This is a genomic window from Rhizobium sp. NLR16a, assembly GCF_017948245.1.
Classification (GTDB): domain Bacteria; phylum Pseudomonadota; class Alphaproteobacteria; order Rhizobiales; family Rhizobiaceae; genus Rhizobium.
Window position 1 is genome coordinate 437861 of record NZ_CP072865.1, and the last position, 23638, is coordinate 461498.

Annotated in this window: 20 protein-coding genes; 6 read left to right on the plus strand and 14 right to left on the minus strand. The window is 62.0% G+C overall.

Annotated elements, in window-relative coordinates:
* Window positions 1–4: 4 nt before the first annotated feature.
* The 6 genes from ugpC to J7U39_RS01995 all read right to left on the minus strand — a co-directional run bounded on the left by ugpC (window position 5) and on the right by J7U39_RS01995 (window position 6069).
* The gene (ugpC, locus tag J7U39_RS01970; RefSeq protein ID WP_210630020.1) at window positions 5–1084 is read right to left on the minus strand and encodes a sn-glycerol-3-phosphate ABC transporter ATP-binding protein UgpC; all 1080 of its coding nucleotides are present in this window, start codon (window positions 1082–1084) and stop codon (window positions 5–7) included.
* Entirely contained in the window at window positions 1081–2010 is a 930-nt protein-coding gene (locus tag J7U39_RS01975) for a PfkB family carbohydrate kinase (protein WP_210630021.1), read from the minus strand. The genes ugpC and J7U39_RS01975 overlap by 4 nt, the downstream gene beginning before the upstream one ends.
* On the minus strand, window positions 2011–3033 hold the full coding sequence (locus J7U39_RS01980; protein WP_210630022.1) for an SIS domain-containing protein: 1023 nt from the start codon (window positions 3031–3033) through the stop codon (window positions 2011–2013). It lies immediately after the preceding gene.
* Complete coding sequence (locus J7U39_RS01985) at window positions 3030–3875, minus strand: carbohydrate ABC transporter permease (protein WP_210630023.1); 846 nt, start codon at window positions 3873–3875, stop codon at window positions 3030–3032. Before J7U39_RS01985 ends, J7U39_RS01980 begins: the two co-directional genes overlap by 4 nt.
* Window positions 3875–4759, minus strand: coding sequence for a sugar ABC transporter permease (locus J7U39_RS01990; RefSeq protein ID WP_210631572.1), 885 nt, complete (start codon window positions 4757–4759; stop codon window positions 3875–3877). Before J7U39_RS01990 ends, J7U39_RS01985 begins: the two co-directional genes overlap by 1 nt.
* A gap of 71 nt (window positions 4760–4830) precedes the next feature.
* Window positions 4831–6069 carry an extracellular solute-binding protein gene (locus J7U39_RS01995; RefSeq protein WP_210630024.1) on the minus strand — a complete coding sequence of 413 codons (1239 nt, stop codon included), beginning with the start codon at window positions 6067–6069 and terminating at the stop codon, window positions 4831–4833.
* Between the two features lie 229 nt (window positions 6070–6298).
* Between J7U39_RS01995 and J7U39_RS02000 the strand changes: the two genes are divergently transcribed.
* From J7U39_RS02000 to J7U39_RS02020, 5 genes are all read left to right on the plus strand, one after another.
* Window positions 6299–7504 carry an ROK family transcriptional regulator gene (locus tag J7U39_RS02000; RefSeq protein ID WP_210630025.1) on the plus strand — a complete coding sequence of 402 codons (1206 nt, stop codon included), beginning with the start codon at window positions 6299–6301 and terminating at the stop codon, window positions 7502–7504.
* A 361-nt stretch (window positions 7505–7865) separates the two neighbouring features.
* Entirely contained in the window at window positions 7866–9221 is a 1356-nt protein-coding gene (locus tag J7U39_RS02005) for an extracellular solute-binding protein (protein WP_210630026.1), read from the plus strand.
* A gap of 124 nt (window positions 9222–9345) precedes the next feature.
* On the plus strand, window positions 9346–10230 hold the full coding sequence (locus tag J7U39_RS02010) for a sugar ABC transporter permease (protein ID WP_210630027.1): 885 nt from the start codon (window positions 9346–9348) through the stop codon (window positions 10228–10230).
* Window positions 10231–10240: 10 nt separating this feature from the next.
* Window positions 10241–11155 (plus strand): ABC transporter permease subunit, encoded by a 915-nt coding sequence (locus tag J7U39_RS02015; RefSeq protein WP_210630028.1) that lies wholly within the window; start codon window positions 10241–10243, stop codon window positions 11153–11155.
* A gap of 12 nt (window positions 11156–11167) precedes the next feature.
* The gene (locus tag J7U39_RS02020) at window positions 11168–12277 is read left to right on the plus strand and encodes a sn-glycerol-3-phosphate import ATP-binding protein UgpC (RefSeq protein WP_210630029.1); all 1110 of its coding nucleotides are present in this window, start codon (window positions 11168–11170) and stop codon (window positions 12275–12277) included.
* Between the two features lie 6 nt (window positions 12278–12283).
* On the opposite strand, the gene J7U39_RS02025 is transcribed toward J7U39_RS02020, so the two are convergent.
* The gene (locus J7U39_RS02025; RefSeq protein ID WP_210630030.1) at window positions 12284–12757 is read right to left on the minus strand and encodes a cupin domain-containing protein; all 474 of its coding nucleotides are present in this window, start codon (window positions 12755–12757) and stop codon (window positions 12284–12286) included.
* 129 nt (window positions 12758–12886) lie between these two features.
* On the opposite strand from J7U39_RS02025, the gene J7U39_RS02030 reads away from it, so the two are divergent.
* On the plus strand, window positions 12887–13429 hold the full coding sequence (locus J7U39_RS02030; protein WP_210630031.1) for a hypothetical protein: 543 nt from the start codon (window positions 12887–12889) through the stop codon (window positions 13427–13429).
* Between the two features lie 116 nt (window positions 13430–13545).
* Here the strand turns inward: J7U39_RS02030 and J7U39_RS02035 are convergent, their stop codons facing one another.
* From J7U39_RS02035 to J7U39_RS02065, 7 genes are all read right to left on the minus strand, one after another.
* Window positions 13546–15648: a beta-galactosidase gene (locus J7U39_RS02035; protein ID WP_210630032.1), complete on the minus strand. Its 2103-nt coding sequence runs from the start codon at window positions 15646–15648 to the stop codon at window positions 13546–13548.
* 104 nt (window positions 15649–15752) lie between these two features.
* Window positions 15753–16628 (minus strand): 2-hydroxy-3-oxopropionate reductase, encoded by an 876-nt coding sequence (locus tag J7U39_RS02040; RefSeq protein WP_168297268.1) that lies wholly within the window; start codon window positions 16626–16628, stop codon window positions 15753–15755.
* Window positions 16625–17419: a 2-oxo-tetronate isomerase gene (gene otnI, locus J7U39_RS02045; protein WP_210630033.1), complete on the minus strand. Its 795-nt coding sequence runs from the start codon at window positions 17417–17419 to the stop codon at window positions 16625–16627. The genes J7U39_RS02040 and otnI overlap by 4 nt, the downstream gene beginning before the upstream one ends.
* Window positions 17420–17429: 10 nt before the next feature.
* Window positions 17430–19157, minus strand: coding sequence for an ABC transporter ATP-binding protein (locus J7U39_RS02050; protein WP_210630034.1), 1728 nt, complete (start codon window positions 19155–19157; stop codon window positions 17430–17432).
* 10 nt (window positions 19158–19167) lie between these two features.
* Window positions 19168–20358, minus strand: a complete 1191-nt coding sequence (locus J7U39_RS02055; protein WP_210630035.1) for an ABC transporter permease — start codon at window positions 20356–20358, stop codon at window positions 19168–19170.
* A gap of 11 nt (window positions 20359–20369) precedes the next feature.
* Entirely contained in the window at window positions 20370–21356 is a 987-nt protein-coding gene (locus J7U39_RS02060; protein ID WP_210630037.1) for an ABC transporter permease, read from the minus strand.
* 104 nt (window positions 21357–21460) lie between these two features.
* Window positions 21461–23569, minus strand: coding sequence for an alpha-amylase family protein (locus tag J7U39_RS02065; protein ID WP_168297360.1), 2109 nt, complete (start codon window positions 23567–23569; stop codon window positions 21461–21463).
* Window positions 23570–23638 lie beyond the last annotated feature (69 nt).

A 23638-nucleotide genomic window follows, 5' to 3' on the forward strand; every position in this document is an offset into this window, starting at 1 on the left:
CCCTCTATTGCTCGCGGAGGCAACTGAGACCGGTTTGTGCATCGAAGAGATGCATCGCCTCCTCGTCGACGAAGAGGGTGAGTTTTTCGTCGCCGGGGACCAGCGTGCGCGGCGGCAGGCAGGCCATCAGCCGTTGGTTCTCCGCCAGGGCGGTGACGACGAGCTCCGGGCCGGTTAACTCCGCAACCTCCACAGTTGCCTCGAGCGAAGCCCCGGATCCAGCCGTGCGAAGGGACTCGGGGCGGATGCCGAGGATCAGGTCGCGGCCATCGGCCGCCGCCTTACCGAAGCGGACGGGCAAAGGCAGGCTGGTACCGGAACCAGAGAGCACCAGTCGACCATCCCGGACGGTTGTCTTGAGCAGGTTCATCGGCGGCGCGCCGACGAAGGTGGCGACATAGAGCGTCGCCGGACTGTTGTAGATCTCTTCAGGCGTGCCGAGTTGTTCGATGCGGCCGTCGCGCATGACGGCAATGCGGCTCGCTAGCGTCATCGCCTCGATCTGGTCATGGGTGACATAGACCACTGTCGTCTTCAGCATCTGGTGAAGGCGCTTGATCTCGGTGCGCATTTCCATGCGCAGCTTGGCGTCGAGATTGGAGAGCGGCTCGTCGAAGAGGAACACCTCCGGCTTGCGCACCAGGGCACGGCCGATCGCGACGCGTTGCCGCTGGCCGCCGGAGAGCTGGCTCGGCTTGCGATCGAGCAGATTTTCGATCTGCAGGAGCGATGCCGCATCGCGCACGGCCCTGTCGCGCTCCGGCGCCGGAACTTTACGCATTTCCAGGCCGAAGCCGATGTTCCTATGCACCGTCAGATTGGGATAGAGCGCATAGGACTGAAAGACCATGGCGATGTCGCGGTCCTTCGGATGCACGCGGAGCACCGAGCGGCCGCCGATCCTGACATCACCGCTCGTCGCCTCGGCCAGGCCGGCGATGATGTTCAAGAGCGTTGACTTGCCGCAGCCGGAGGAACCGAGCAGCACGAGGAATTCGCCGCTTTCCAGGGAAATATCGATGCCTTTCAGCGTCTCGACGTCGCCATAGGTCTTGCAGATATTTTCGATATCGAGGGCGCTCATGACTGTGGCTCCTGACGAGAGTTCGTGTCGCCATAGCTGCGGGGAAGGGTGGAGACGGCGCGCGAAGCGACCTCGGTTCCCGCCCTCAGGCAAGATATCAAAGGCTCGTCCTTTGCCAGTGCTGCGAGAAAGGCGGCGTTGAAGACATCGCCGGCGCCGATGGTATCGACCACCGTCACAATAGGCGCAGTCACCGAAACCAGTTGGCCGTCAGACCCGATCGCGATTGCGCCATCGGGGCCGCGTTTGACGACGACGATCGCACCTTGCGGCATATGCGAGCTAATGTGCCGTGCGGCTTCGATCGGATCGGCGACGCCGGCAAGCGTCGTCGTCTCGACCTCATTGAGCAGCGCGATGCGGCTGCGGGACAGCCAAGCGCGTGTCGCAGCGCAATTCTGCTCGGTCCAGCCGTCGAGCGGCCAGCCGGTGTCGAGGGCGACGGCGATGTCATGGCTCTCGGCCCAGTCGAAGAAGGCGTCATATTGGCGCGTCAGATCGTCGGTCAGGAAGCCGCCGCAGAGAAGTGCGTAGCCGCCGCGAAGCCTTGCGCCGTCGATGACGGCGAAGACATCGGCCAGGGTGAAGCGCGGCAGGTGGCCCCGCGTCGTGAAGAAAGTGCGCTCGCCGCCAGGATGGGTAATGCCGACGGAGAGGGTCGTTTGTTCAGGGCGCACCGGCCACTTCTCGGAACGGTGGCCGAAGGCTTCGGCCAGCCAGCGGCCGAACTGATCACTGCCGATATTGGCGGCGATCTCGAATTCGATGCCGAGCGCCTGCCAGGCGAGCGCACTGTTGCCGGCGGAGCCGCCGACCCTGAGCTCGTCATGGTCGACGATGATCTCCGTCCCGGCTTTCGGCCAAGGGGCAGCCGGCCCGAGGATCAGGTCGACATTGACGTTGCCGATGACTGCAAGCGGCCGCATTCATTCGCTCCGGGTAATCTTGGTTGAACGGATCGGTGTTCCGGCATTCTCAACGCGGGTTTCGGCAAAGCCGATCATCAGTCGCTGGGCCGTCGGCAGCATGGCCAAGATCGCGGCAAGACCTGTTGCTGGAGCAAAGCGGATCGTCACTGCTCCGGTGACCGCAGCTTCTGTGGAGGCATCGAACAGGATGACGGGGGCGCCGGTCTCGACGGCGGACTGTGCCATTGCTGTAACCAGGCCGGCGGTTTCATCCTGACCGCGGAACAGCACAACGCCGATCTCCGGCCCGAGCATCTCCATCGGACCGTGGCGGAGCTGACCGCCCTCCAAAGAAAAGCACGGACGGCGCGACAGCTCGGTCAATCCGAGCGCCAATGCTTCGGCAACACCTTGCAGGCGGCGGCCCGAGGTGACGATGGTCGCGACGTTTTCGAGTGCGGCGAGGGCGGCGGCGATCTCGTGGTCTTCAGGCGATTCAAGGACAGCAAGCGCGGCTGCGGGATCTTCGCCGAGCGCGGAAAGGATTGCCAGATGCAGAGCAAAAGTCACCGTCAGACTGCGGGTGGCTGCGAAGGCAAGCTCGGTGCCGCCGCTGCCAAGGAGCGACGGGGCGGTTCTTGCCAGGAACGAGCCGGCTTCCAGCGTCAGGCCGAAAGTTTCCGGCGTGCCGCCGGTCTCGCTGAACCAACGCACAATCTCAGCGCTTTCGCCCGATTGCGAGGTGACGAAGATCGTTCTGCCGGCGATCGGAAGCGGTTGGCCGAGCTGCTCGGACAGTGGCAGGGCAACGGCATCGATGCCAAGACCACGATAGAGCGGCTCGACGGCGCGATTGACGGCATGTGAGCCGCCCATGCCGATCAGGAGCAGCCGGCCGGTTTTCTCAAGCGAGGCGGCGGCCTTTGCTGCCATCGGCCCGGCCGTTTCATAGGAGGCGATCGCATCGGCGTGCTGGTGGGTCATTTCGCGGTCGATCGCCGCAAGCCCGGCGGGCCGGTTTCTTTTTGTTGTCATCTTCATCCCTTGACGCCGCCGCTGGTGAGCCCCGAAATCAGGGCGCGTTGCATGACGAGACCGATCAGCACCGGGGGCAGGGCGGCGAGCACGCCTGCCGTCGCGATCAGCCCGTAATCGGAAACGCGGCCGCCCGCGAGATCGGCAATGGCGACGGTCAGCGTCTTGGCGCGTTGGTCCGAGGTGAAGAGCAGCGCATAGAAGAATTCATCCCAGGCAAGCAGGAATGCAAAAAGGCTCGAGGTCGCGACCACGGGGGCGGCGAGCGGCAAGGTGATGATCCGGAGCGTCTGGAACAGGCCGGCACCGTCGATCATCGCGGCGGATTCGATCTCGCGCGGAATGGAATCGAAGCCCGACTTCATCAGCCAGGTGGTGAAGGGCGCGAGAATGGTGAGATAGACGAGGGCGAGGCCGAAGACGTTGTTCAGCATGCCGAGATGGGAGAGGCCCATATAGAGGGGAACTGCGAGCGCTACCGGCGGCAGCATGTAGGTGGCGATTACCATCGACAGCGACCAGCCGACGGAAGGCGTACGCGACACGGCCCAGCCGGCCGGAATGGCGAGCGCGATGGCGGCGATCGTCGCCATGCCGGCCACCTCGACGCTGTTGCGCAGCGACGAGGTGAAGGCGGCGCCGGCGCTGTTTTCGAGCGTCGACAGCAGCACTTGGTATCGCGAGAAATCGACGGCTTGCGGCCACCAGCGCAGCGGCTTTGCCGCAAGGTCGGCGGCCGGCGAGATGCTCATGATGAACAGCCATAGGATAGGCGCCAGGATGACGGCGGCAAGCAGCAGCGCTGAGAGATGAATGAAGACTGAGAAGAGCGGGCTTTGGCGTTCCATCAGCCGGCACTCCCGGCGGTCTTGCGCACCAGGGCCGCGTAGCCGGCAGCGAGCAGCGTCACCAGCAGCGTGACGATCAGGGCGAGCGAAGCGCCCGAGCCCGCGCGCTGGAAGGAGAAAGCTTCCTGATAGACCAGGATCGACAGCGTGCGGGTGCTGTTGGCCGGTCCGCCGCGGGTCATGACCCAGATGATATCGAACACCTTGAAGGCTTCGATCGTGCGCAGCACCAGCGCCACCATCAGCGGGCCGGCGAGATAGGGCAGGATGACGAAGCGGAAGCGGGCGAAGGGGCCGGCGCCGTCGACGAGCGAGGCGGCGGTGATGTCGCGCGGCACGGCCTGGAGTGCGGCGAGCGCGATCAGCGCCACCAGGGGGAAGTTCTTCCAGCAGTCGGCGACGATGAGGGCAGCGAGCGCCGTGCCGGGTTCGCCGAGCCAGGAGCGGTAGGCGTCGAGCAGGCCGAGCTGGGTCAGCGCGGCGTTCAGCGCGCCATATTCCGGATTGTAAATCAGCCGCCAGAGCGTGGCGTTGACGACGGTCGGCAGCGCCCAGGGCAGGATCATCAGGGCGCGCAGCGCGGTGCGGCCGCGAAACTGCTGGTTCAGCAGCAGGGCCGCAAGGACGCCAATCACCATTTCGGCTGCGACCGAGACAATCGCGAACCAGGCTGTGGTGATGAGTGTGCGCTGGAAATTCGAGCCGGAGAGCATCTTGGCGTAATTGTCGATGCCGACGAAGCTGCCCTCGGTGCCGACCAGTTTGGCATCGGTGAAGGAGAGGCTGACGGTATCGACCAGAGGCCAGCCGATCACCGAGATCATTACCACGAGAAGCGGCAGCATCAAAAGCCACGCGCGGGTTGTCAGCCAAGTGCCCGACATCGAGGCGACCCTTTTCATTCACAGGTTCTGGAGACCGGGCGACGGCGGGCGCCGCCCGGGTCATGCCGGGCTCAGAGGCCGCTGTTTTCGGCCGCCGATTTCAGCGCATCCTCGGGAGAGGACTGGCCGAGCAGGGATTCCTGGATCGCCTGCTGCAGCGCGGTCGACAGCTCCTGATATTTCGGCGTCGTCGGGCGCGGATACATGGCTGCGAGGCCGACCTTGGCGGCGGAAATCAGCTCTTCCTGGCCCTTGGTGACTGCAGGGTCCTCATAGGAAGAGGCCCAGATCGGCAGGCTGAGCTTGGCATAGGCGTTTTGCGTCGCCTGCGAGGTCATGAAGGTAATGTATTTCCAGGCTTCGTCGGGGTGTTTGCTGGCGGAGGTGATGCCGAGGCCCATCGAGCCGTTGACGGCCGAAGCCTCGCTCTTGCCGGCCACGCCCGGGGCCGGCACGACGCCGACCTTGCCCGCGACCTTGCTGTCCTTCGGATCGTTGGCCATGTTGTACATGTAGGTCCAGTTCAGCGCGAAGGCGGCGTCGCCGTTCTGGAAGACCTTACGGACGTCTTCTTCCAGAAATTCCTTGGAGTTCGGGTTGGTCAGGCCCGATGTATAGCTCGCGACCATGTATTTCAGCGCATCGAGACCGCCGCCGCTCTGGAAGGCTGGCTTGCCGTCCTTCAGAAAATCGCCGCCATAGGCGCTGACGAGCGTGGTGTAGTCGCAGATGGCGGCCTCGGCCTGCGACCAGCTCCAGGCGATCGGCGTGGCGAGCAGACCCTTGCCCTTGATGGTCTTTGCCTGCTCGGCCAGTTCGTCCCAAGTCTTCGGTGGCGCCTTGATGCCCGCCTTCTCCAGGATTTCCTTGTTGTAGAAGAGGTATTTGGTGTCGAGAATCCACGGCATACCGTAATATTTGCCGTCATACTGCACGGTGGTCCAGGCGCCCGGCAGCACGCCTTTCTTCATCTCGTCGGTGATACGGGATGAGACGTCGACCAGCACCTTGTTGGTGGCGTATTCGGCAGGCCAGATGACGTCGAAGAGGACGACGTCGTATCCGCCGCCGGAACCTTGGGCCAGCACCGTCTTATCGTGCAGGCCCTCATAGGGGACGAATTCGAGATTGACCTTGATATCGGGGTTCGCCTTGCCGAAGGCATCGGTCATGGCGCGCACGTCGGCCTCACTGTAAGCGGCCTGCGCCATGAAGAGCGCGTTCAGCGTCGTTTCGGCGAAAGCATGCGGAGCAAAGGATGCGCCGATCAAGGCCGCACCCAGAAGCGTCTTGTTGAGAGATTTCAGCATTGCAGCCTCCAGTTTTTGAAATTTACGCATGGCCGAGGGCGGTTTCGCCGCCATCGGTTTTCGAGAGGGCACGCGTGAAAAAAAGCGCGCCTGGTCATCATCTCGGAGCGTCGGTGGAGGCCCTTCGCGGCCTCCTGCGTTCCCTGGAACTCTCCGGTCCCTTATTAAGTCAAATGTCTTGACTTATTACTTCGCCAACATTCTACTGGAGTCAAGAGGCAATTGACACATGAACGACATCAGGCCGATCCGAGCCAAGAGCGGCACCAATCACGAAGGCACCAGCGCTCATAACCGGCGCGTGATGATCGATGCCTTGAGGATCAACGGTGCGCTCTCGCGCGCCGATCTGGCGCGGGCGACGCGGCTGACCAAGCAGACGGTGTCGAATATCATCGAGGAACTCGCGCGCGATGGCCTCGTCAGTTCGCAGGAGGCTGTGCGCAAGGGCAGGGGCCAGCCCTCGACGCCTTATGGCCTGGTGCCCGAAGGTGCTTTCGCGATCGGCCTCCAGATCGACCGGCACGTGACGCGGGCGGTCGCCGTCGACCTCGTCGGCAGCGTTCTCGTACGCGCAGAAGCCGGGCTGCCGCCCGGAGGTCCGTCGACGGGAACGAAGGTCATTCTCGATCTCGTCGCCGGCGTGCGTTCCAGGCTTGCCGGTATCGTCCAGCAGTCGGAAAAACGCCTGGTCGGGCTCGGCGCCGCAATGCCTGGCCCGTTCGGCATGGAAGGCAGCGGCGACGATCCCTGGATGATGGAGGCTTGGCAGAAGTTTCCGCTCCTGGAAACGCTGAGCGACGGCACTGGCCTCGATGTCGGTCTTCAGAACGATGCGGCAGCGGCTGCGACCGCCGAGCGCATGGTGGGAGCCGCCCACGGCATCGACCATGCCGTCTGCCTGTTCGTCGGCTACGGCATCGGCGCCGGTTTGATCCTAAACGGCGAGCTCTATCGCGGCGCCAACGGCAATGCCGGCGAGATCGGCATGGCGCTGCTCTTTGCCGACGGTAAAACGACACCGCTCGAACACCGTGCCTCGCTCGCCTCGCTCTACCAGCATCTCTCGGCCGATCCCGCCGATCCCGATCTCCATGGGCGCATCAATGAACTCGCCTCCAGCGGGGATCCAAGCATCGAAGGCTGGATCGAGGCGGCGGCGGCGGACCTGCGCTGGAGCATCCATCTCATCGAAACGGTCTTCGATCCGCAGACGGTGATCCTCTGCGGCAGCGCACCGGAAGCGCTGGTGAACAGGCTGATCGCGGCGATCGGCCCGCTGCTGCCTTCGATCGCCGAGAGGCGCGGCCGGATGCTGCCACGGCTGCAGCCCGGCATGGCAGATCCCTGGTCGGTGGCGCTCGGGGCGGCAGCCGGACCCATCAGCCGTGCATTCGATCCGCAGTTTGCTGCAATCTTGAAGGATTCCCTGTGATTTTGGGCCAAAACCGGGCGTTGCACAGCAGTGCAACGGCAAAATGCCCATGTTTTTCGCAAGTTTCGTTATCAAAGGCTGCTGGAATAGGGGTGCTCTTTCGCAATACAGATAGATATTGAAGGCGTTGAAAAATTACAACTCTTCGAAAGCAGATGCGAAAAGCTTGAAATATATTTAATGTCTTTCCAAATATTCTCGAAATATTTCTCTTGGAGCTGTGAATAACGATTGCATGTCACTTTTGTGACGACTAGATTTTTAACATTTCATGTCATGTAATATTCATTGGCGGCGGCAATTTGAACCAGCTAAATGGGCGTGCGCTTAAAGCGCGCCCCTTTCTACGTTGGAGGTTCTCATGCAAGCCAAGCTTCTCGGCGCCGTTCGCGCCCTTCTCGCCACAGCGGTTCTTGCTGGGCCCGCTGCCGCCGCCGAAAAGACCAAGATTGATTTCTGGTTCGGCAATTCCGGTGATATCGCAAAGCGTGTCCAGGAACAGTGCGATCGCTTCAACCAGTCGCAGACCGATTATGAAGTCGTCTGCACCAGCCAGGGCAGCTACGACGCTTCCCTGCAGAACACGATTGCCGCTTTCCGCGCCGGCAAGCAGCCGACAATCGCCCAGGTTTCCGACGCCGGCACGCTCGACATCATGCTTTCCGGCGCCTTCTACCCGGCAAACCAGCTGATGACCGACATGGGCTACACGGTCGACTGGAAAGACTACTTCTCCGGGATCGCCAACTATTATGCGACGTCGAAGGGCGAGATGTATTCCTTCCCCTTCAACTCATCGACTGCTCTGCTCTACTGGAACAAGGACGCCTTCGCCAAGATCGGCAAGGACCATGCTCCGACCACCTGGCAGGAAGCCGGTGAAGACTTCAAAGCTCTGAAGGACGCAGGTTATGCCTGCCCTCTCGGTTTTGACATCTCCAACAACGAAGTCTGGCAGTACATCGAGCAATTTGAAGCCGTCAACGGCGAAGCGATCGCGACGAAGAAGAACGGCTTCGAAGGTCTCGACGCCGAGCTGGTGTTCAACAAGAACCCGCTTCTCGTCAGCTACGTCAAGGACCTCAAGTCCTGGTACGACAACAAGCTCGCTGTCATCAAGAACAAGGCCGTCGGCCAGACCTTCGTCGAAGCCTTTGCTGCCGGCGACTGCCAAGTCATCCTGACCTCCGTCGGTGACCATGGCAATATCGGCCGTACCGCCAAGCAGGGCATGAACTGGGGCGTGGCAATGCTCCCGACCTACGGCAATGCAACCCGTCACAGTTCCTTCGTCGGCGGCGCTTCGCTCTGGGTCTTGAAGGGGCATACCGATGCCGAATACAAGGCTGCCGCTGCCTTCTTCAACTTCATCGCCAAGCCGGAAGAAGCGCTGACCTGGTCGACCGTCACCGGTTATATTCCGGTTCGTAACTCCGGCTTTGAATATCTGAAGAAGCAGGGTTTCTACGACAAGGCTCCTTATGCCGGCCGCGAGCTCGCCATTCAGAGCCTGACCGCATCGCCTGCTGACGATACGGTTCCGCATGGCATCCGCCTCGGCGGCCTGCTGCAGGTCCGCACCGAGATCGCCAACGGTCTGCAGGCAATCTTCGTCAACAACGCCGATATCCAGGCTTCGCTCGACGGCGCTGCCGATCGCGGGAATCAACTGCTGCGCCGCTTCCAGCAGACCTACAAGAACGTTCAGCTTCCCTGATCAACCGATATGAGCCGCCCCCGGTCCACTTGCGGACTGGGGGCGTCCTTATACATTCATACCGGCTGCGGAGGCGAAGTCGCCGCCCGCGCCTAAACCAAACCAGGCCGAAAACGACCACCCCATGGAAAAGCGCGTCACCTTCTCCTCGACGACGATCGGACTGCTCTTCGCGTTTCCGATGCTGCTGCTGATCTTCGTCTTCTTCTATTGGCCGAGCGCGCAGGCGCTTTATTGGGCGTTCACGCTCGAGCAGCCATGGGGCGGCGGCAATGCCTGGGTCGGTTTCGACAATTTCAAGCAATTGCTCAGCGACCCGATCTACTGGGAATCGATCAGCCGCAGCATGGTTTTCGCCTTTAGCTCGACGATCATTGCCATGGGGTTTGCGCTCATCCTGGCGCTTTTGACGGATCGTGAACTGCGCGGCCACAAAATCTATCGGTCGGTCTTCATCTGGCCTTATGCGATCGCTGCTCCCGCTCTCGGGCTCGCCTTCCGCTTCATTCTGGCGCCGGAGGCAGGCCTCCTGTCTGTTATCAACCAAGTGTGGCCCGGTCTCTGGAACCCGGCGCTCGACGGCAAAGACGCGATGATCGCCGTCATCGTCGCCTTTTCGTGGAAATATATCGGCTATAATTTCATCTTCTTCCTTTCGGCGCTTCAGGGCATTCCGCGTTCGCTGATCGAGGCCGCGGCCATGGATGGCTCCGGGCCGCTGCGCCGCATGTGGGATCTCCAGCTGCCGCTGCTCACGCCGACCCTGTTTTTCCTGCTCGTCATCAACATCACCGAAAGCTTCCAGGATTCCTTCGGTATCGTCGACGTCATGACTCAGGGCGGTCCGGCGCGGGCGACGGAACTGATGGTCTACAAGATCTATTTCGACGGCTTCAGGGGGCTCGATTATTCGGGGGCCGCCGCCCAGTCGATCATCCTCATGGCGCTCGTCGTCCTTCTCACCATTTTCCAGTTCCGCTTCATCGAGCGGCGCGTGCACTACAAGTGAGGTCGCTGACATGATCGAACGCACGCCGATATTCAACTTCGTCTGCTACACGGTTCTGGCGCTCGGCATGGTGATCGCGCTTCTGCCTTTCGCCATCGTCATCATCGCATCAACACTCGATCTGGAGACGGTCAATCATGTGCCGTTGCCGCTGATGCCGAGCTCGCATTTCTGGGAAAACGCGCACGAAGCCTGGGTGCGCGCCGATCTCCGCAACAAGCTGCTTCACAGCATCATCTTCGCCACGTCGGTCGCCGCCGGCAAGGTCATCCTTTCCGCGATGGCTGCCTTTTCGATCGTCTATTTCCGTTTCCGTGGCCGGTATCTGATTTTCTGGATCATCTTCATCACGCTGATGCTGCCGCTCGAAGTCCGCATCGTGCCGACCTATTCGATTGCGGCGAATGCATTGGCGCCGTTCCAGGCGATCCTCGACATCACGGGAATTACCGGGCTCGTCGCCTGGGTGTCTGGCATCCAGATCAAGCTCGAATGGGGCCTGCTGAATTCCTATACGGGACTGGTGGCGCCGCTGGTGGCCACCGCGACCGGCACCTTCCTCTATCGCCAGTTCTATCTGACCGTCCCCGACGAGCTCGCCGAGGCCACGAAGATGGACGGCGCCGGTGCCGTCCGCTTTTTCGTCGACATACTGCTGCCGCTGTCGCGGTCGAACATGATAGCGCTGTTCACCATCATGTTCGTCTGGGCCTGGAACCAGTATCTCTGGCCGCTGCTTGTCACCACCGATCCGAATTTCGGCATTGCGGTGACGCAGCTCAAGACCCTCATCCCGTCCGAATTCGGCCTGCCCGACTGGAACGTCGCCATGGCAGGCACACTTATCATCATGTCGCCGCCGCTGGTGCTCGTCATCCTGATGCAGCGCTGGTTCGTGCGTGGCCTCATCTCCACCGAGAAGTGAAGGAACAGTCCTGTGGCACCGATCTCAATCCGTGATGTGAAGAAGAGCTACGGCAAGCATCCCGTCGTTCATGGCGTCGATCTGGAGATCCAGTCCGGCGAATTCATCGTCATTCTCGGCCCCTCCGGCTGCGGCAAGTCCACGCTCTTGCGCATGATCGCCGGGCTTGAGGAAATCAGCGGCGGCGAAATCGCCATCGACGGCCGCGTCGTCAACCAGCTGGAGCCGCGCGAGCGCGGCTGCGCCATGGTGTTCCAGAACTATGCGCTCTATCCGCACATGACGGTCGCCGAGAACATCGGCTACGCCTTGAAGGTGGCCGGTGTTGCGAAGGCGGAGCGCAGCCGTCGCATTGCCGAGGTCGCCAAGGCGCTCAGCCTCGAACCCTTCCTCGACCGCCGCCCTGCCGCCCTTTCCGGCGGCCAGCGCCAGCGCGTCGCCATGGGCCGTGCGATGATCCGCGAGCCGAAGGTGTTCCTCTTCGACGAACCCTTGTCGAACCTCGACGCCAAGCTGCGCATCGCCATGCGTGCCGAAATCCGCCGCCTGCACCGGCGCCTCGGTGCCACCTCGATCTTCGTCACGCACGACCAGACCGAGGCGATGACGCTGGCTGACCGGCTGGTGGTGATGAACGGCGGCAGGGTGGAGCAGGTCGGCACGCCGGAAGAGGTCTATCATCATCCGGTGTCGCGCTTCGTCGCCGGTTTTGTCGGCACGCCGGCGATGAACCTGCTCGAAGGCACGATCAACGATGATAGCGTCTTCGTCTACGACCAGAGCCGCAGAATCGCGCTGCCACGCGAACGGGCCGCGCTGCTGAAAGGCAAGCGCGTCGTGCTCGGCATGCGCGCCGAGGCGGCCCGGTTGGTAGCCCCGGATGCGCCCGGCGCATTGGTGGCAACGGCCGATTTCATCGAAGAGCTCGGCGCAAGCCGCGTCGTTCATGCCGATTTCGACGGGCTGCCCTTTGCTGTGGCGCTGACCGAGGCCGTGACGGTGAAATCGGGTGATCCGATCGGCATCGCGATCGACCACAATGCGATCCATCTCTATGCCGCCGATACCGGCCGGATTATCGAGAACCCTGCCATGAACAGCGCCGGCGCCGTTCACGCCTGACCGGCGTCAGCGGTGAATGGGATCAATCCAGCGAACGTCTTCCGGTCTCTCGACCGGTTCGATATCCAGATTGACGACGACCGGTTCCTGGCCTGAGCGGACGAGCACGCATTCCAGCGTCTCGTCGCGGCTGGCGTTGATCTCCTGGTGCGGCACATAGGGCGGGACATAGATAAAGTCGCCTGGGCCGGCCTCGGCGGTGTATTCGAGATGCTCGCCCCAGCGCATGCGGGCCTTGCCCTTGACGACGTAAATGATGCTTTCGAGATCGCCGTGATGGTGGGCGCCGGTCTTGGCATTGGCATGGATTGTCACCGTGCCCGCCCAGATCTTCTCGGCGCCGGCGCGCGCATGATTGATTGCGGTCGCACGGTTCATGCCCGGCGTCTGCGCGGTGTTCGGGTCGAGCGAATTGCCGGGAATGACCTTGACGCCGTGTTCGCGCCAGTTGACATGATGATGCTCGTGGTCGTCGCTCACGCCTTGCCTCCACTTTCGATTTCGCCAGTCTAGGCGGGAGCCCGGCGGCGGCCAAGTGGATCGCCGCGGTACCGCCGCAGATATCTTCTGCACTCTGTAGCTTCTGTGCACAAGGAAAGAACGGACCCGATGAGCCACCTCCCGCAGATCGACTACGACACCGCTTCACCAGAGGTTCGTGCGGCGCATGACGAGGAAGTCAGGCTGCGCGGGCGCATGACCAACATGAAGCGGACGCTGCTGCATTCGCCAGCGGCTCATCGCATCTATGCCGAGTGGTTCACGCTGCGCGCCGAACTCGATCCTGCGATCAGCGACCGGGCGATCTGGATTTTCTCGCATGCGATCTCGAAGGCAGCCAGATCGAAGATTGCCGTCACCTTCTTCCGCAGGGCACTGATCAACAAGGGCTTCAACCCCGACGCGCTGGAGTTTTCCGACGAAGAGGCACTCCTCGACGATTTCGGCAAGGCGATTGTCACCGATTCCAATGCCGTTCCGACCGAACTTTGGGCGAAGCTGAAATTGCGCTACGAGACCAAGGTGCTCGTCGATCTCGTCGCCTTTGCCGGCATCATGCTGGCCACCGCCGTCTTCAACAATATCGTCGAGGTCGACTTGGACCCCGAGCTTGAAGCCTTTGCCGAGGGAGCCAGTTCATCCGCATCCTGAAATCTCAGAGAATGATGCCGAAAAGGGTAAGCGGTTTCCGACGACATCACGCTCTGACTATTAATTTAGAACAGGATTGAGGTTTGTAGGCCGAGCGTGCCTAAAATGGTCCGGTTCTAACCATCGAGCGGAAGGATCAGCACATCGCGTGCCGGCACATCGATGCCACCGTGGCCGATATGGCCGACGGGCCAGACGGCCCGGCCTTGCGCAAGGGTCCCTCGGGCGAGCGTCAACTCCGTCTTCTGCGTGGTTCTCGTCGGATTGACGAGCCAGAGGAAGCTGCCTTTTTCACCCTCGTGGATACGGGCGAAGAGTGCGGCATTCGACAGCGTCACGTGGCGCTTCTTCCCACTCCATCTCAATAGCTCAGCGAAGAAAGCGCCGTTCGCCTTCCCCTGTGTGCGGTAATAGGCAACGGAAGGATTGGTGCCGATCAGCAGCGTGCGACCCTTGCCATAAGCATTTTCCACGACGGCAAGACGACCGTCGGTGAAGTGGCCACGTCCCGTTCCGCCGGTCAGCCGATAAGACTGTAGGAAGCCGCCACCGTGGACCGCCGCGCCGTCGAGATCGAAATGGGTGCGGTCTCCGATATCGGGCATGAATTCGACCTCCTCCTCGCGTGCGCCGAAGACCTCGTCGAGGCCCATGTTCGGTTGCACGGTGCCGACATGGCCGCGATCGCCGAAATAGCCGGGGCATGCCTCGGCAATCAGCGTGCCGCCGTTTTCGACCCAAGCTTTCAGGCGTTTCGCCTGCTCTGAAGTGAACATGATCGGATAAGGGAAATAGAGGAAATCATAGTCCGCGAGGTCGTCGATATGCACCCAATCCGGTTGCGTACCGGTTTCGAGGAAGGCGCGATAAGCGCCCCACATCGCTTCGGGATAGGGCTTTTCCGTGCGGTCGTGGTTCAGGAGGTAATCGAACTCCTGCGTTTCGCGCACGACGAGGATGCCGACCTCTCCGCGCACGGGCTTTGCCTCCCAGAGGGGAGCCTGCGCCTTGTCATTGGCCCATCTCGCCATGGCGCTTGCCATGTCGGAGCGCGGCGTGCGCGAGCCGTCCATGCCGTAGGAGCCGAAAGCGCCGAAGAGCGGACCGTCGAGCAGCGGGCGCCAGCGCAGATTGATCACGCCGCGGGCGCCGCCGGCAAGTGAGGTCATGCTCCAGAGGCGAATATCCTCGGGCTCGGCGACGCGGCCATCCTCCTTGTCACGGCCGATCACCTGCGGCTGCAGCCAGAGCGGGCCGCCCTGGCGCTCGGCGTGCCAAAAGGGTTTGCCGCGCGCGGCGGCGCGGTTGATGTCGACGCCGTACCAGTTCTTCCAGGCTTCCGACCCCTTGCGCGCCTGGATCCAGGTAAAGCCGTAGACCTCGACCTTGGAGGCTGCAAGCCAGTCGTCGCAGCCGTTGGCAGCCATGTTGGGAATTGCGCCGGATATGCCGTGGGCAAGGACGGTGTTCTTCTGGTCGACGGCGCGGATCGTGTCGATGCGCCATTGCATCTGATCGTAGAAGTTGTCGCGTTTGAACTGCAGCCAGTCGATACATTCAGGATAGGGTGCCATGTGCGCCGGCGGCTCGATGTCATCCCATTCGGCATAGCTGTAGCGGTACCAGGCCTTGGCCAGGACCTTCAGGCTGCCGTATTTCTTTTCGAGCCATTTGCGAAAAACAGCCTTTGCATAGGGGCTGTAATCGACGTCCGCGGAATAGTTGCACTCGTTCCAGACGTCGTAACCATAGATCGCCGGATGATCCTTGTAGCGGGTGGCGAGCGCGGTCAGGAATCTGCCCGCTGCTTCCCTCACTTCCGGGCAGTTCAGCGTCAGGGCGCCGGCGCCGCCACCATTGTTGGAGAAGCCGCCGGTCGCCGACGACACACCCATATAGGAACCGAGTTTGGTGCCGTCGGCATTGACCTGCAATGCATGAGCGTATTTGCGCACCGCCCAGTCGGGCACGGCATGAATCAACTCGGCGATAACGGTCTTGATGCCGTGTGCCGCCGCAAGGTCCATCTGACGGTCATATTCTTCCCAGTCGTAGACGCCGGGGGCGGTTTCGATTGCGCTCCACATGAACCAGTGGCGGAAGATGTTGAGGCCGTCTTGCCCGGCCGTGGCGTAGTCGCGCTCCCAATCTTCACGGGGCGGATTGGATTTGCGGAAGTAGACGGCGCCGTAGGGCAGTTGGATATCTTTGTTCAGCATTGTCCTGTCCTTCTCTTCGATGTCCGGACATGGCTTCGCCGTCCGGAAAGAAGGCTCCGGCAGTAGGCAGTCGAAGATGGCCGGCTATACTAAAAAGCGTTGATCTAGCGCGGTCCTCCGGCGAGGAGTTCCAGGGTGCGGATGAGGGCGGAATGATCGCGTTCGCCGTCGCCATTGGCGACCGCGGCGTTCATCAGTTGTTGCGTGGCGGCAGTGTTCGGCAGCGACAGATCGAGTGCGCGGGCGGCATCGACGGCAAGCGTCATGTCCTTGCGGTGCAGGCGGATGCGGAAGCCGGGCTCGAAGGTCTGATTGATCATGCGCTCCCCATGCATTTCGAGGATGCGGGAAGCGGCAAAGCCACCCATCAGCGCCGAGCGCACCTTGGCCGGGTCGGCGCCGGCCTTCCTGGCAAAGAGCAGCGCTTCGGCAACTGCCTCTATCGTCAGGCCGACGATGATCTGGTTGGCGACCTTGGCCGTCTGCCCGTCGCCGTTACCTCCGACATGGGTGATGTTCTTGCCCAACTTTTCGAAAATCGACCGGGCACGTTCGAATGCTTGCTCCTTGCCACCGACCATAATCGTCAAAGAGGCAGCCTTGGCACCCACCTCTCCGCCGGAAACGGGAGCATCGAGATAATCGCAGCCGAGGGCCTCGATGCGTTTGGCGAAAGTTTTGGTGGCGACCGGGGAGATCGAGCTCATGTCGATGACGAGCTTGCTCTGAGAAAGGCCGGAGGCAACGCCGTGTTCGCCGAAGAGGACCGCCTCGACATCTGATGTATCCGGCAGCATCAGGATGACGATGTCCGAAGCATGCGCCACCACCCTGGCGCTCGCGGCGGCTATGGCGCCCTTGTCGACAAGATGCTGCGAGGTCTCTTTCACCCGGTTCAGATGCAGCGTGTGGCCGGCATCGATCAGATGCTCCGCCATCGGGCGGCCCATGACGCCCAGTCCGATAAATCCGATGCTCATGCTGCCCTCGCTGACTTCAGATAGGATCTCATCCAGCCGAGGCCATCCTTGGTGCCGGATTTCGGCTTGTACTCGCAGCCGACCCAGCCGTCGTAGCCGAGGCGGTCGAGTTCGGAGAGGATGAAATTGTAATTGATCTCGCCGGTGCCGGGCTCGTTGCGCCCAGGATGGTCGGCGATCTGCACATGGGCGATTTTCTCCTTAAGTCGGGTGAAGGTGGGGATCAGATCGCCCTGCATGACCTGCATGTGGTAGAAATCATACTGGATATAGAGGTTGTCGGAACCGACCCTGTCGAGGATGCGCTCCGCATGGGTGGTGGTCGACAGAAAGAAACCCGGAATATCCCGCAGGTTGATCGGCTCGATCAGCAGGGTGACGCCGGCGTCGGCACAACGTTTCGCAGCATATTTCAGATTGCCGACCAGCACCGTTTCCAGCGTTTGAAGGTCCGCACCTTTTGGCACCAGGCCGGAGATGACATTCACCTGCCGGCAATCGAGCGCTGCGGCATAGTCGAGCGCCTGCTCGAGTCCATCGCGGAACTCCTCTGCACGCTCCGGCAGGCAGGCGATGCCGCGCTCGCCGCCGGCCCAGTCGCCGGACGGCACGTTGAAGAGCGCCTGTTTCAGGCCGCTTGCCTTCAGCGCCTCGGCAACCTTCTCCCTGGGTTCGGCATAGGGGCCCAGATATTCGAGGGCACCGAAGCCGTCCTTTGCAGCAGCGGCGAAGCGGTCGAGAAAGGGCAGGTCTTGGTAGAGGAAGGAAAGGTTGGCGGAAAATTTCGGCACGGGATCGTCCTTAGATATCGGCAGACGCGACGAAACGATGCCGGTGCAGCATGCGCTTGTCGCGAGGGTCGGGATTGGGAACGGCGGAGATGAGGCTCTTTGTATAGGCCCCCTCAGGAGCGGTGCAGATCTGTTCGGCCTCGCCGAGTTCGACGATCTTGCCGCGATGCATGACGGCGACACGATCGCAGAAATAACGCACCACCGAAATGTCGTGCGAAATGAAGATGAAGCTTAGGTTCAGCCGTTGACGGATATCGAGCAGCAGGTCGAGAATCTGGCTGCGAATCGAGACATCGAGAGCGGACGTCGCCTCATCGGCGATGATGATGCGTGGGTCGAGCGCAAGCGCGCGAGCGATGCCGATGCGCTGGCGCTGGCCGCCGGAGAAGGCATGTGGATAACGCTCCATCCCCATCGGGTCGAGGCCGACAAGGCGCATCAGTTCGGCGACACGGTCCGCCAGCGCCTTGCCCCTTGCCAGCCCGTTGACAACAAGCGGATCGCCGATCACCTCCTTGACAGTCATGCGCGGATTGAGCGAGGCGAAGGGATCCTGAAAAACCAAGCGGACTTCGCGATGGAATGTGCGGAGTTCGCGCTTGGTGAGTTTGGTGACGTCGATCTCGCCGCCGTCCTTGCCGCAATAGCTGATGCTGCCCGAGGTCGGCTCGACGGTGCGCAGGATGAGCCGACCGAGTGTCGTCTTGCCGGAGCCGCTTTCGCCGACAATACCGAGGTTTTCGCCGGGATAGAGATCGAAGCTGGCGTCGTCGACGGCGCGCAACGTGTTGGCCTTGCCGTGCCAACCATAGATCTTGCTGAGGTGGCGGACGGACAGGATCGGCTGCGGTGCCGCCGGCGACAGTGCTATGGCGGGCAGCTTGCCATCGACATGATGCGTGAGCTTGACTGTCGAGGCAAGCAGTTGGCGGGTATAGGGATGTTCGGCGGCATGGTAGATTGCATCGACGGGTCCGCGCTCGACGATGCGGCCGAAGCGCATGACGGCGACATCGTCGGCCACTTCGGCGACGATCCCCATGTCATGGGTGATGAGCAGCATGGCCATGCCGCGTTCGACCTGCAGGCGCTTGATCAGATCGAGGATTTCGGCCTGGGTGGTGACGTCGAGGGCTGTCGTCGGCTCGTCGGCGATGAGAATGTCGGGATTGCCGGCAAGCGCCATGGCGATCATGGCGCGTTGGCGCATGCCGCCGGAGAATTCGAAGGTGTAGCGGTCAGCCATCTTGTCCGGGTTCGGGATCTCGACCTGTCGCAGCAGTTCGACGGTCCTTTCGCGGGCGGCGCGATGATCGAGATCACTGTGCAGGCGCACCGCCTCAATGATCTGCGAACCGATGGTGTGAACCGGCGACAGCGAACTCATCGGCTCCTGGAAGATCAGGCCGATGCGGCGACCGCGGATGGCCCGCATCGCCCGATCGGACGGCTTCAAGACGGCAATATCGGTGATGCCGTTACTTCCGGTGGCCCCGTCGCCGTCCCTGAGCAGGATGCGGCCGGAAACAATACTGCCGGGGCTGTCGACGATCTGCAGCAGCGAACGGGCGGTGACGCTCTTGCCGGAGCCGCTTTCACCGACGAGGCACAGCGTTTGCCCGCGTTTCAGCTCGAAACTGACATTTTCGACGGCGTGCAGGATGTGGGTGCGCAGCCTGAAATCGATCGAGAGGTTTTCGACGGAGAGAACGACGTCTTTTGAAAGGTCGGCCATGGTTTCCTCCTCAATTGTCGTAGGGGTCGGCGGCATCGCGCAGGCCGTCGCCGAAGAAATTGAAGGACAGGACGGCGATGACGACTGCGAGCGACGGCCAGATCAAGAGCCACGGCGCGGTGGCGACGGTGCGGATGTTCTGGGCGTCCTGCAGCAGCACGCCCCAACTGACGACCGGCGGCTTAAGGCCGATGCCGAGGAAGGAAAGAGAGGTCTCGGCGACGATCATGGTCGGTACGGCCAGTGTGACGACCGCAAGGATATGGCTTGTCAGTGACGGCAGGATATGCCGAAAGATCAGCCTGGTCTCGCTGGATCCGTCGAGCCTGGCGGCAACGACGAAATCCTCACTGCGCAGCGCCAGGAACCGGCCGCGCACTTCACGCGCCAGGCTGGTCCAGCCGAGCAGCGAGACGATGATCGTTATGACGAAATAGACATTGACCGGCGACCATGTCAGCGGGATCGCCGCCGCCAGGCCGAGCCACAGCGGGATGGTCGGCATTGCACTGACGACCTCGATGACGCGCTGGATCAGCGTATCGACCCAGCCGCCGTAGAAACCGGAGATCGAGCCGAGCACGACGCCGAGGATCAGCGACATGGCGACGCCGACGAGGCCGATCGACATGGATACGCGGGTGCCGTAGACGAGCCGAGAGAAGACATCGCGGCCGAGCCGGTCGGCGCCGAGCAGGTACATCGGGTCGTTTTGGTTGAGCGGGCCGATCAGGTGCCGGTTCATCGGGATCACGCCCCAGAGATCGTAGGCCGCGCCTTTGACGAAGAAGCCGATCGGGACGACCTTGGTGTCGTCGACGACGAAGGTGCGGCGTAGCGCCACCTTGTCGATCTCGACCTTGTAGCCCTTCACATGGATATTGAACTCAGAGCTGCCGTCCGGCTTTTCGACGAAGAAGCTGAAGCCCTGCGGCGGGGCATAGGTGTATTGCGGCCGCGAGGTCATCGGCAAAGCGGGCGCCAGGAATTCGGCGAACAGACCGACCAGATAGAGGCAGAGGATAATGACGCCGGCCACCATCGCCACCTTCTGGCGGATCAGCTTGCCAGCGACCAGCCGCCAGGGACCGATCGCTGCGGTCGAGACGGTCTTGCCCTGTTTCAATGGGCTGATCGAGGGGCCATCGGCAACAGTGTGAAGCGGACCAGCATGATTTCCGAAGGTCTCGTGCGTGCTCATCGCGTTCGCCCTCAATTGAACCGGATGCGTGGATCGAGCAGGGCCAGCAGCAGATCCGACAGCAGCATGCCGACAAGGGTCAGCGCGCTCAAAAGCAGAATGAAGCTGCCGGCGAGGTACATGTCCTGCGAGATCAGCGCGCGGAAAAGCAGGGGACCAGCGGTCGGAAGGTTCAGCACGATGGCAGTGATCGTCACGCCCGAAACGAGATGCGGCAGCACCCAGCCGATCGCCGAGACGAAGGGATTGAGCGCGATTCTGACCGGATACTTGAGGATCACCTTGTATTCCGGCAGTCCCTTGGCGCGGGCCGTAACGACATAGGGCTTGTGCAGTTCGTCGGTCAGGTTGGCGCGCAGGATCCGGATCATCGCTGCCGTTCCAGACGCGCCAATGATGATGATCGGGATCCAGAGATGGGCGAGGAAATCGCCGACCTTGGCAAAGCTCCAGGGCGCTTCGGCATATGCCGGCGAGACCAGCCCGCCGACGCTCTGGCCAAGAAATTTATAGGCGATGTACATCAACGTCAGCGCCAGGATGAAGTTCGGCACCGCAAGGCCGATGAAGCCGAGAAAGGTGAAGACATGGTCGCCGACGGAGTGGCGGCGGACGGCGGAATAGACGCCGATCGGCAAAGCCACGATCCAGACGAAGAGCAGGCTCAAGAGCGAGATAACCAGCGTCGAGCCCATACGCGCCCAGATCAGCCCGGAGACTGGCTGACCCCACTCGAAGGAGTAGCCGAAGTCGCCGCGGCTGACGATGCCCCAGATCCATTTGAGGTATTGGACATAGAAGGGGTCATCGAAGCCGTAGATTTCCTTCAGCCGCTCGATCTGAGCGGGATCGACGGTTTGGCCGCTGTCGCTCATGGTGGCGATCATCGAGGTCAGGTAATCACCTGGCGGCAGCTGGATGATCAGGAACGAGATCAGCGACATGCCGAACAAGGTCGGGATCATGTAGAGTACGCGCTTGAAGATATAGCCAAGCATCGAAACGTTTCTCCTCCCGTCGGGAACGCTGTGACGCGCCTCCCCCGGATCTTCACGCGCCGTCGGCCCTTCAGGCCGAAAGCGCTCCTCCGTCGCCTGTCACTTCATTTCCAGGTGAGATGCAGGACTTCCAGCCGGTCGATACCGGGCACCTCCACCTGCGCACGGCCGTTCGCAAGGCTGAAGCTTGCGGCGCGGTCGGCAACGACGAGCCATGCCTTCGCCACCGATCGGCCCTCCGGAATCTCCACCGAAATGGTCTGCGCTGCCAGAGGGTAATTGTCGCGGATCGGGCCTTTCATCATCATCGGGTTGGTGAGGTTGAAGAGGCTGACTGCCATGCCCTCACCGTTTTCGCGTAGCGCCAGATCGATGACGCCCTTGCCCTCGATGGTGACGCGTGGTGTCTTGCCGAGTGCCCAATGGACGGCGTTGGCGAGGAGCCGCGCATGATCGACGGCATAGACCTCCCAGAAGATCTCACCGATATTCCAGGGAATATAGACTGTGCGGCCACCCTTGCCAGTCTCGCGGGCGATGACGGCAGCACCTTTTGGTTCTTCTCGCGGATAGACCTCTTCCATCGGCAGATCGGGAAAGTCGGGAACGTAGAGGAAGGGCGCCTTCGCATCGGCCGACGGTACGGCGTGGATCAGGCGAGTGCCGCCCATGATGCGCTCGGCGCCGTCGAAGCCCCGGTTGATCGGGTGATCGCCGGAAAGTGCGACATAGGTGTTCTTGACGATGCCGCGCGGGCCGGAGACGTAGCTGGCACCCAGCACGTCGGCGAGGCCGAAGTCGGGGCGCTTCTTGCCGAATTCGTCGCGCAGCGACGTCTCGTAAGAGGCAATCATGCTGCCACCGCGATCGACATAGGCGCGGATCGCCGCGTTCTGCGCATCCGAAAGGCAGGAAGCGTTGGCAAGGATGATGAGCTTGAACCGATCGAGGCTCTCGTCGGTCAACACCTGGTCCGAAAGCAGCTCGAAGGGCAGGCGGGCCTCGACGAGGGCATGGTAGAAACCGAGGTCGTGCTTCTCGGCGGAATGCCGTTCTTCCGGCGCCCAGTGGCGCAGCGTCGTCGAGGGATCGATGACGGCGATTTCGGCGGTCGGCTTCATGCTTTCCAGCACCGGCTCGATGGCTGCCTGCAGGGCGAATGCGTCGGCCACCGGCTCGACCCAGCGTTTGTCAGGCACGACGCCGTTGAACTTGGTGAACCAGGCGTAGAGGCCGTGGGCGGTGCCGTCATTGATCCAGAGCTGCATCTCCTCGCCCGAGGTGACGGCATCCTTCCAGCGATATTCCTCCTCGGGGCCGATCGAGGTGATCAGCACGACCGGGCGGTCGGGGAAGGTGGCTCGGATGCGCTTGCCATTGCGGCCTGCCGACCAGCCGAGCTCAAGGCCCTTGCGGCCCTGATGGTCGACGACGAGGAAGGGGCAGTGTTTGGCGATGACCGAGAGATCGAATTCCATCAGCGAAGCGCCACCCATGTTCGGAATGAAGCTCGCATGCGGGCGGATCGCTTTGACGGCATCGTCCCACTGCGCGATCATGTCGGTGAGCACGCGGCGGCGCCACTGCACCCAGGCCTGCCAGGCGGGATCCTCGGCATCGGGTCTTGCAGGAAGGGCATAGCCGAACATGTCCTTGAAGCGGCGGGCGCTGTCTTCGCTGTAATCGACGCCGTGGCCCTGCCAGCGATTGGCGAAGACCGCGTCGATATCGTATTTGCGGACGATCTCCTTGACCACCTCAGGCATGAAGACGGTGTTGTAGTCGCCATAAGCATTGGTGACCCAGACATCGGGATAGGCCCAGTGGCGGCGCGGCGTGCCGTCGGCATTGATCATCACCCATTCCGGATTGGCTTTGGCGGCATCGTCATGGACCGCATGCGGGTCGACGCGGGCCATGACGTGCATGTCGAGCTTGCGGGCGGCATCGACGAGCGCGCCGAAGATATCCTTGTCGCCGAGATATTTGCTGACATAGTGGTAAGGCACTTCGCTCGGATAATAGGCGATATAGCCGCCGGCACTGAGGCAGACCGCGTTCGATTTCGTGCGTTTGAAGACGTCGATCCAGAAGGCCGGGTCGTATTTCTCCGGGTCGTCTTCCACGAAGGTCAGCTGGGTCCAGCGGGTCGCGGTCTTAAACCAGTCCGGCGTCCTCAGCGTGTGGGTGTTCTGTCTCCTGGCGTCGAGCATCGTCTTCATCCAATCATTGGCAAAAGAGAGCGCCTCAGCGCCAACCGGAGGGGCCGGCGCCTGAGAAGG

Bases quoted from the DNA above. Each gene is read 5' to 3' on its own strand.
- J7U39_RS02040 (WP_168297268.1), bottom strand. From the start codon at position 16,628: ATGAGCATCGGATTTATCGGACTGGGCGTCATGGGCCGCCCGATGGCG.
- J7U39_RS01990 (WP_210631572.1), bottom strand. From the start codon at position 4,759: ATGTCGGGCACTTGGCTGACAACCCGCGCGTGGCTTTTGATGCTGCCG.
- J7U39_RS02035 (WP_210630032.1), bottom strand. From the start codon at position 15,648: ATGCTGAACAAAGATATCCAACTGCCCTACGGCGCCGTCTACTTCCGC.
- J7U39_RS02065 (WP_168297360.1), bottom strand. From the start codon at position 23,569: ATGCTCGACGCCAGGAGACAGAACACCCACACGCTGAGGACGCCGGAC.
- J7U39_RS02050 (WP_210630034.1), bottom strand. From the start codon at position 19,157: ATGGCCGACCTTTCAAAAGACGTCGTTCTCTCCGTCGAAAACCTCTCG.
- J7U39_RS02015 (WP_210630028.1), top strand. From the start codon at position 10,241: ATGATCGAACGCACGCCGATATTCAACTTCGTCTGCTACACGGTTCTG.
- ugpC (WP_210630020.1), bottom strand. From the start codon at position 1,084: ATGAGCGCCCTCGATATCGAAAATATCTGCAAGACCTATGGCGACGTC.
- J7U39_RS02055 (WP_210630035.1), bottom strand. From the start codon at position 20,358: ATGAGCACGCACGAGACCTTCGGAAATCATGCTGGTCCGCTTCACACT.
- J7U39_RS02060 (WP_210630037.1), bottom strand. From the start codon at position 21,356: ATGCTTGGCTATATCTTCAAGCGCGTACTCTACATGATCCCGACCTTG.
- J7U39_RS02000 (WP_210630025.1), top strand. From the start codon at position 6,299: ATGAACGACATCAGGCCGATCCGAGCCAAGAGCGGCACCAATCACGAA.
- J7U39_RS01975 (WP_210630021.1), bottom strand. From the start codon at position 2,010: ATGCGGCCGCTTGCAGTCATCGGCAACGTCAATGTCGACCTGATCCTC.
- J7U39_RS02030 (WP_210630031.1), top strand. From the start codon at position 12,887: ATGAGCCACCTCCCGCAGATCGACTACGACACCGCTTCACCAGAGGTT.
- J7U39_RS01985 (WP_210630023.1), bottom strand. From the start codon at position 3,875: ATGGAACGCCAAAGCCCGCTCTTCTCAGTCTTCATTCATCTCTCAGCG.
- J7U39_RS02005 (WP_210630026.1), top strand. From the start codon at position 7,866: ATGCAAGCCAAGCTTCTCGGCGCCGTTCGCGCCCTTCTCGCCACAGCG.
- J7U39_RS02010 (WP_210630027.1), top strand. From the start codon at position 9,346: ATGGAAAAGCGCGTCACCTTCTCCTCGACGACGATCGGACTGCTCTTC.
- J7U39_RS01980 (WP_210630022.1), bottom strand. From the start codon at position 3,033: ATGAAGATGACAACAAAAAGAAACCGGCCCGCCGGGCTTGCGGCGATC.
- J7U39_RS01995 (WP_210630024.1), bottom strand. From the start codon at position 6,069: ATGCTGAAATCTCTCAACAAGACGCTTCTGGGTGCGGCCTTGATCGGC.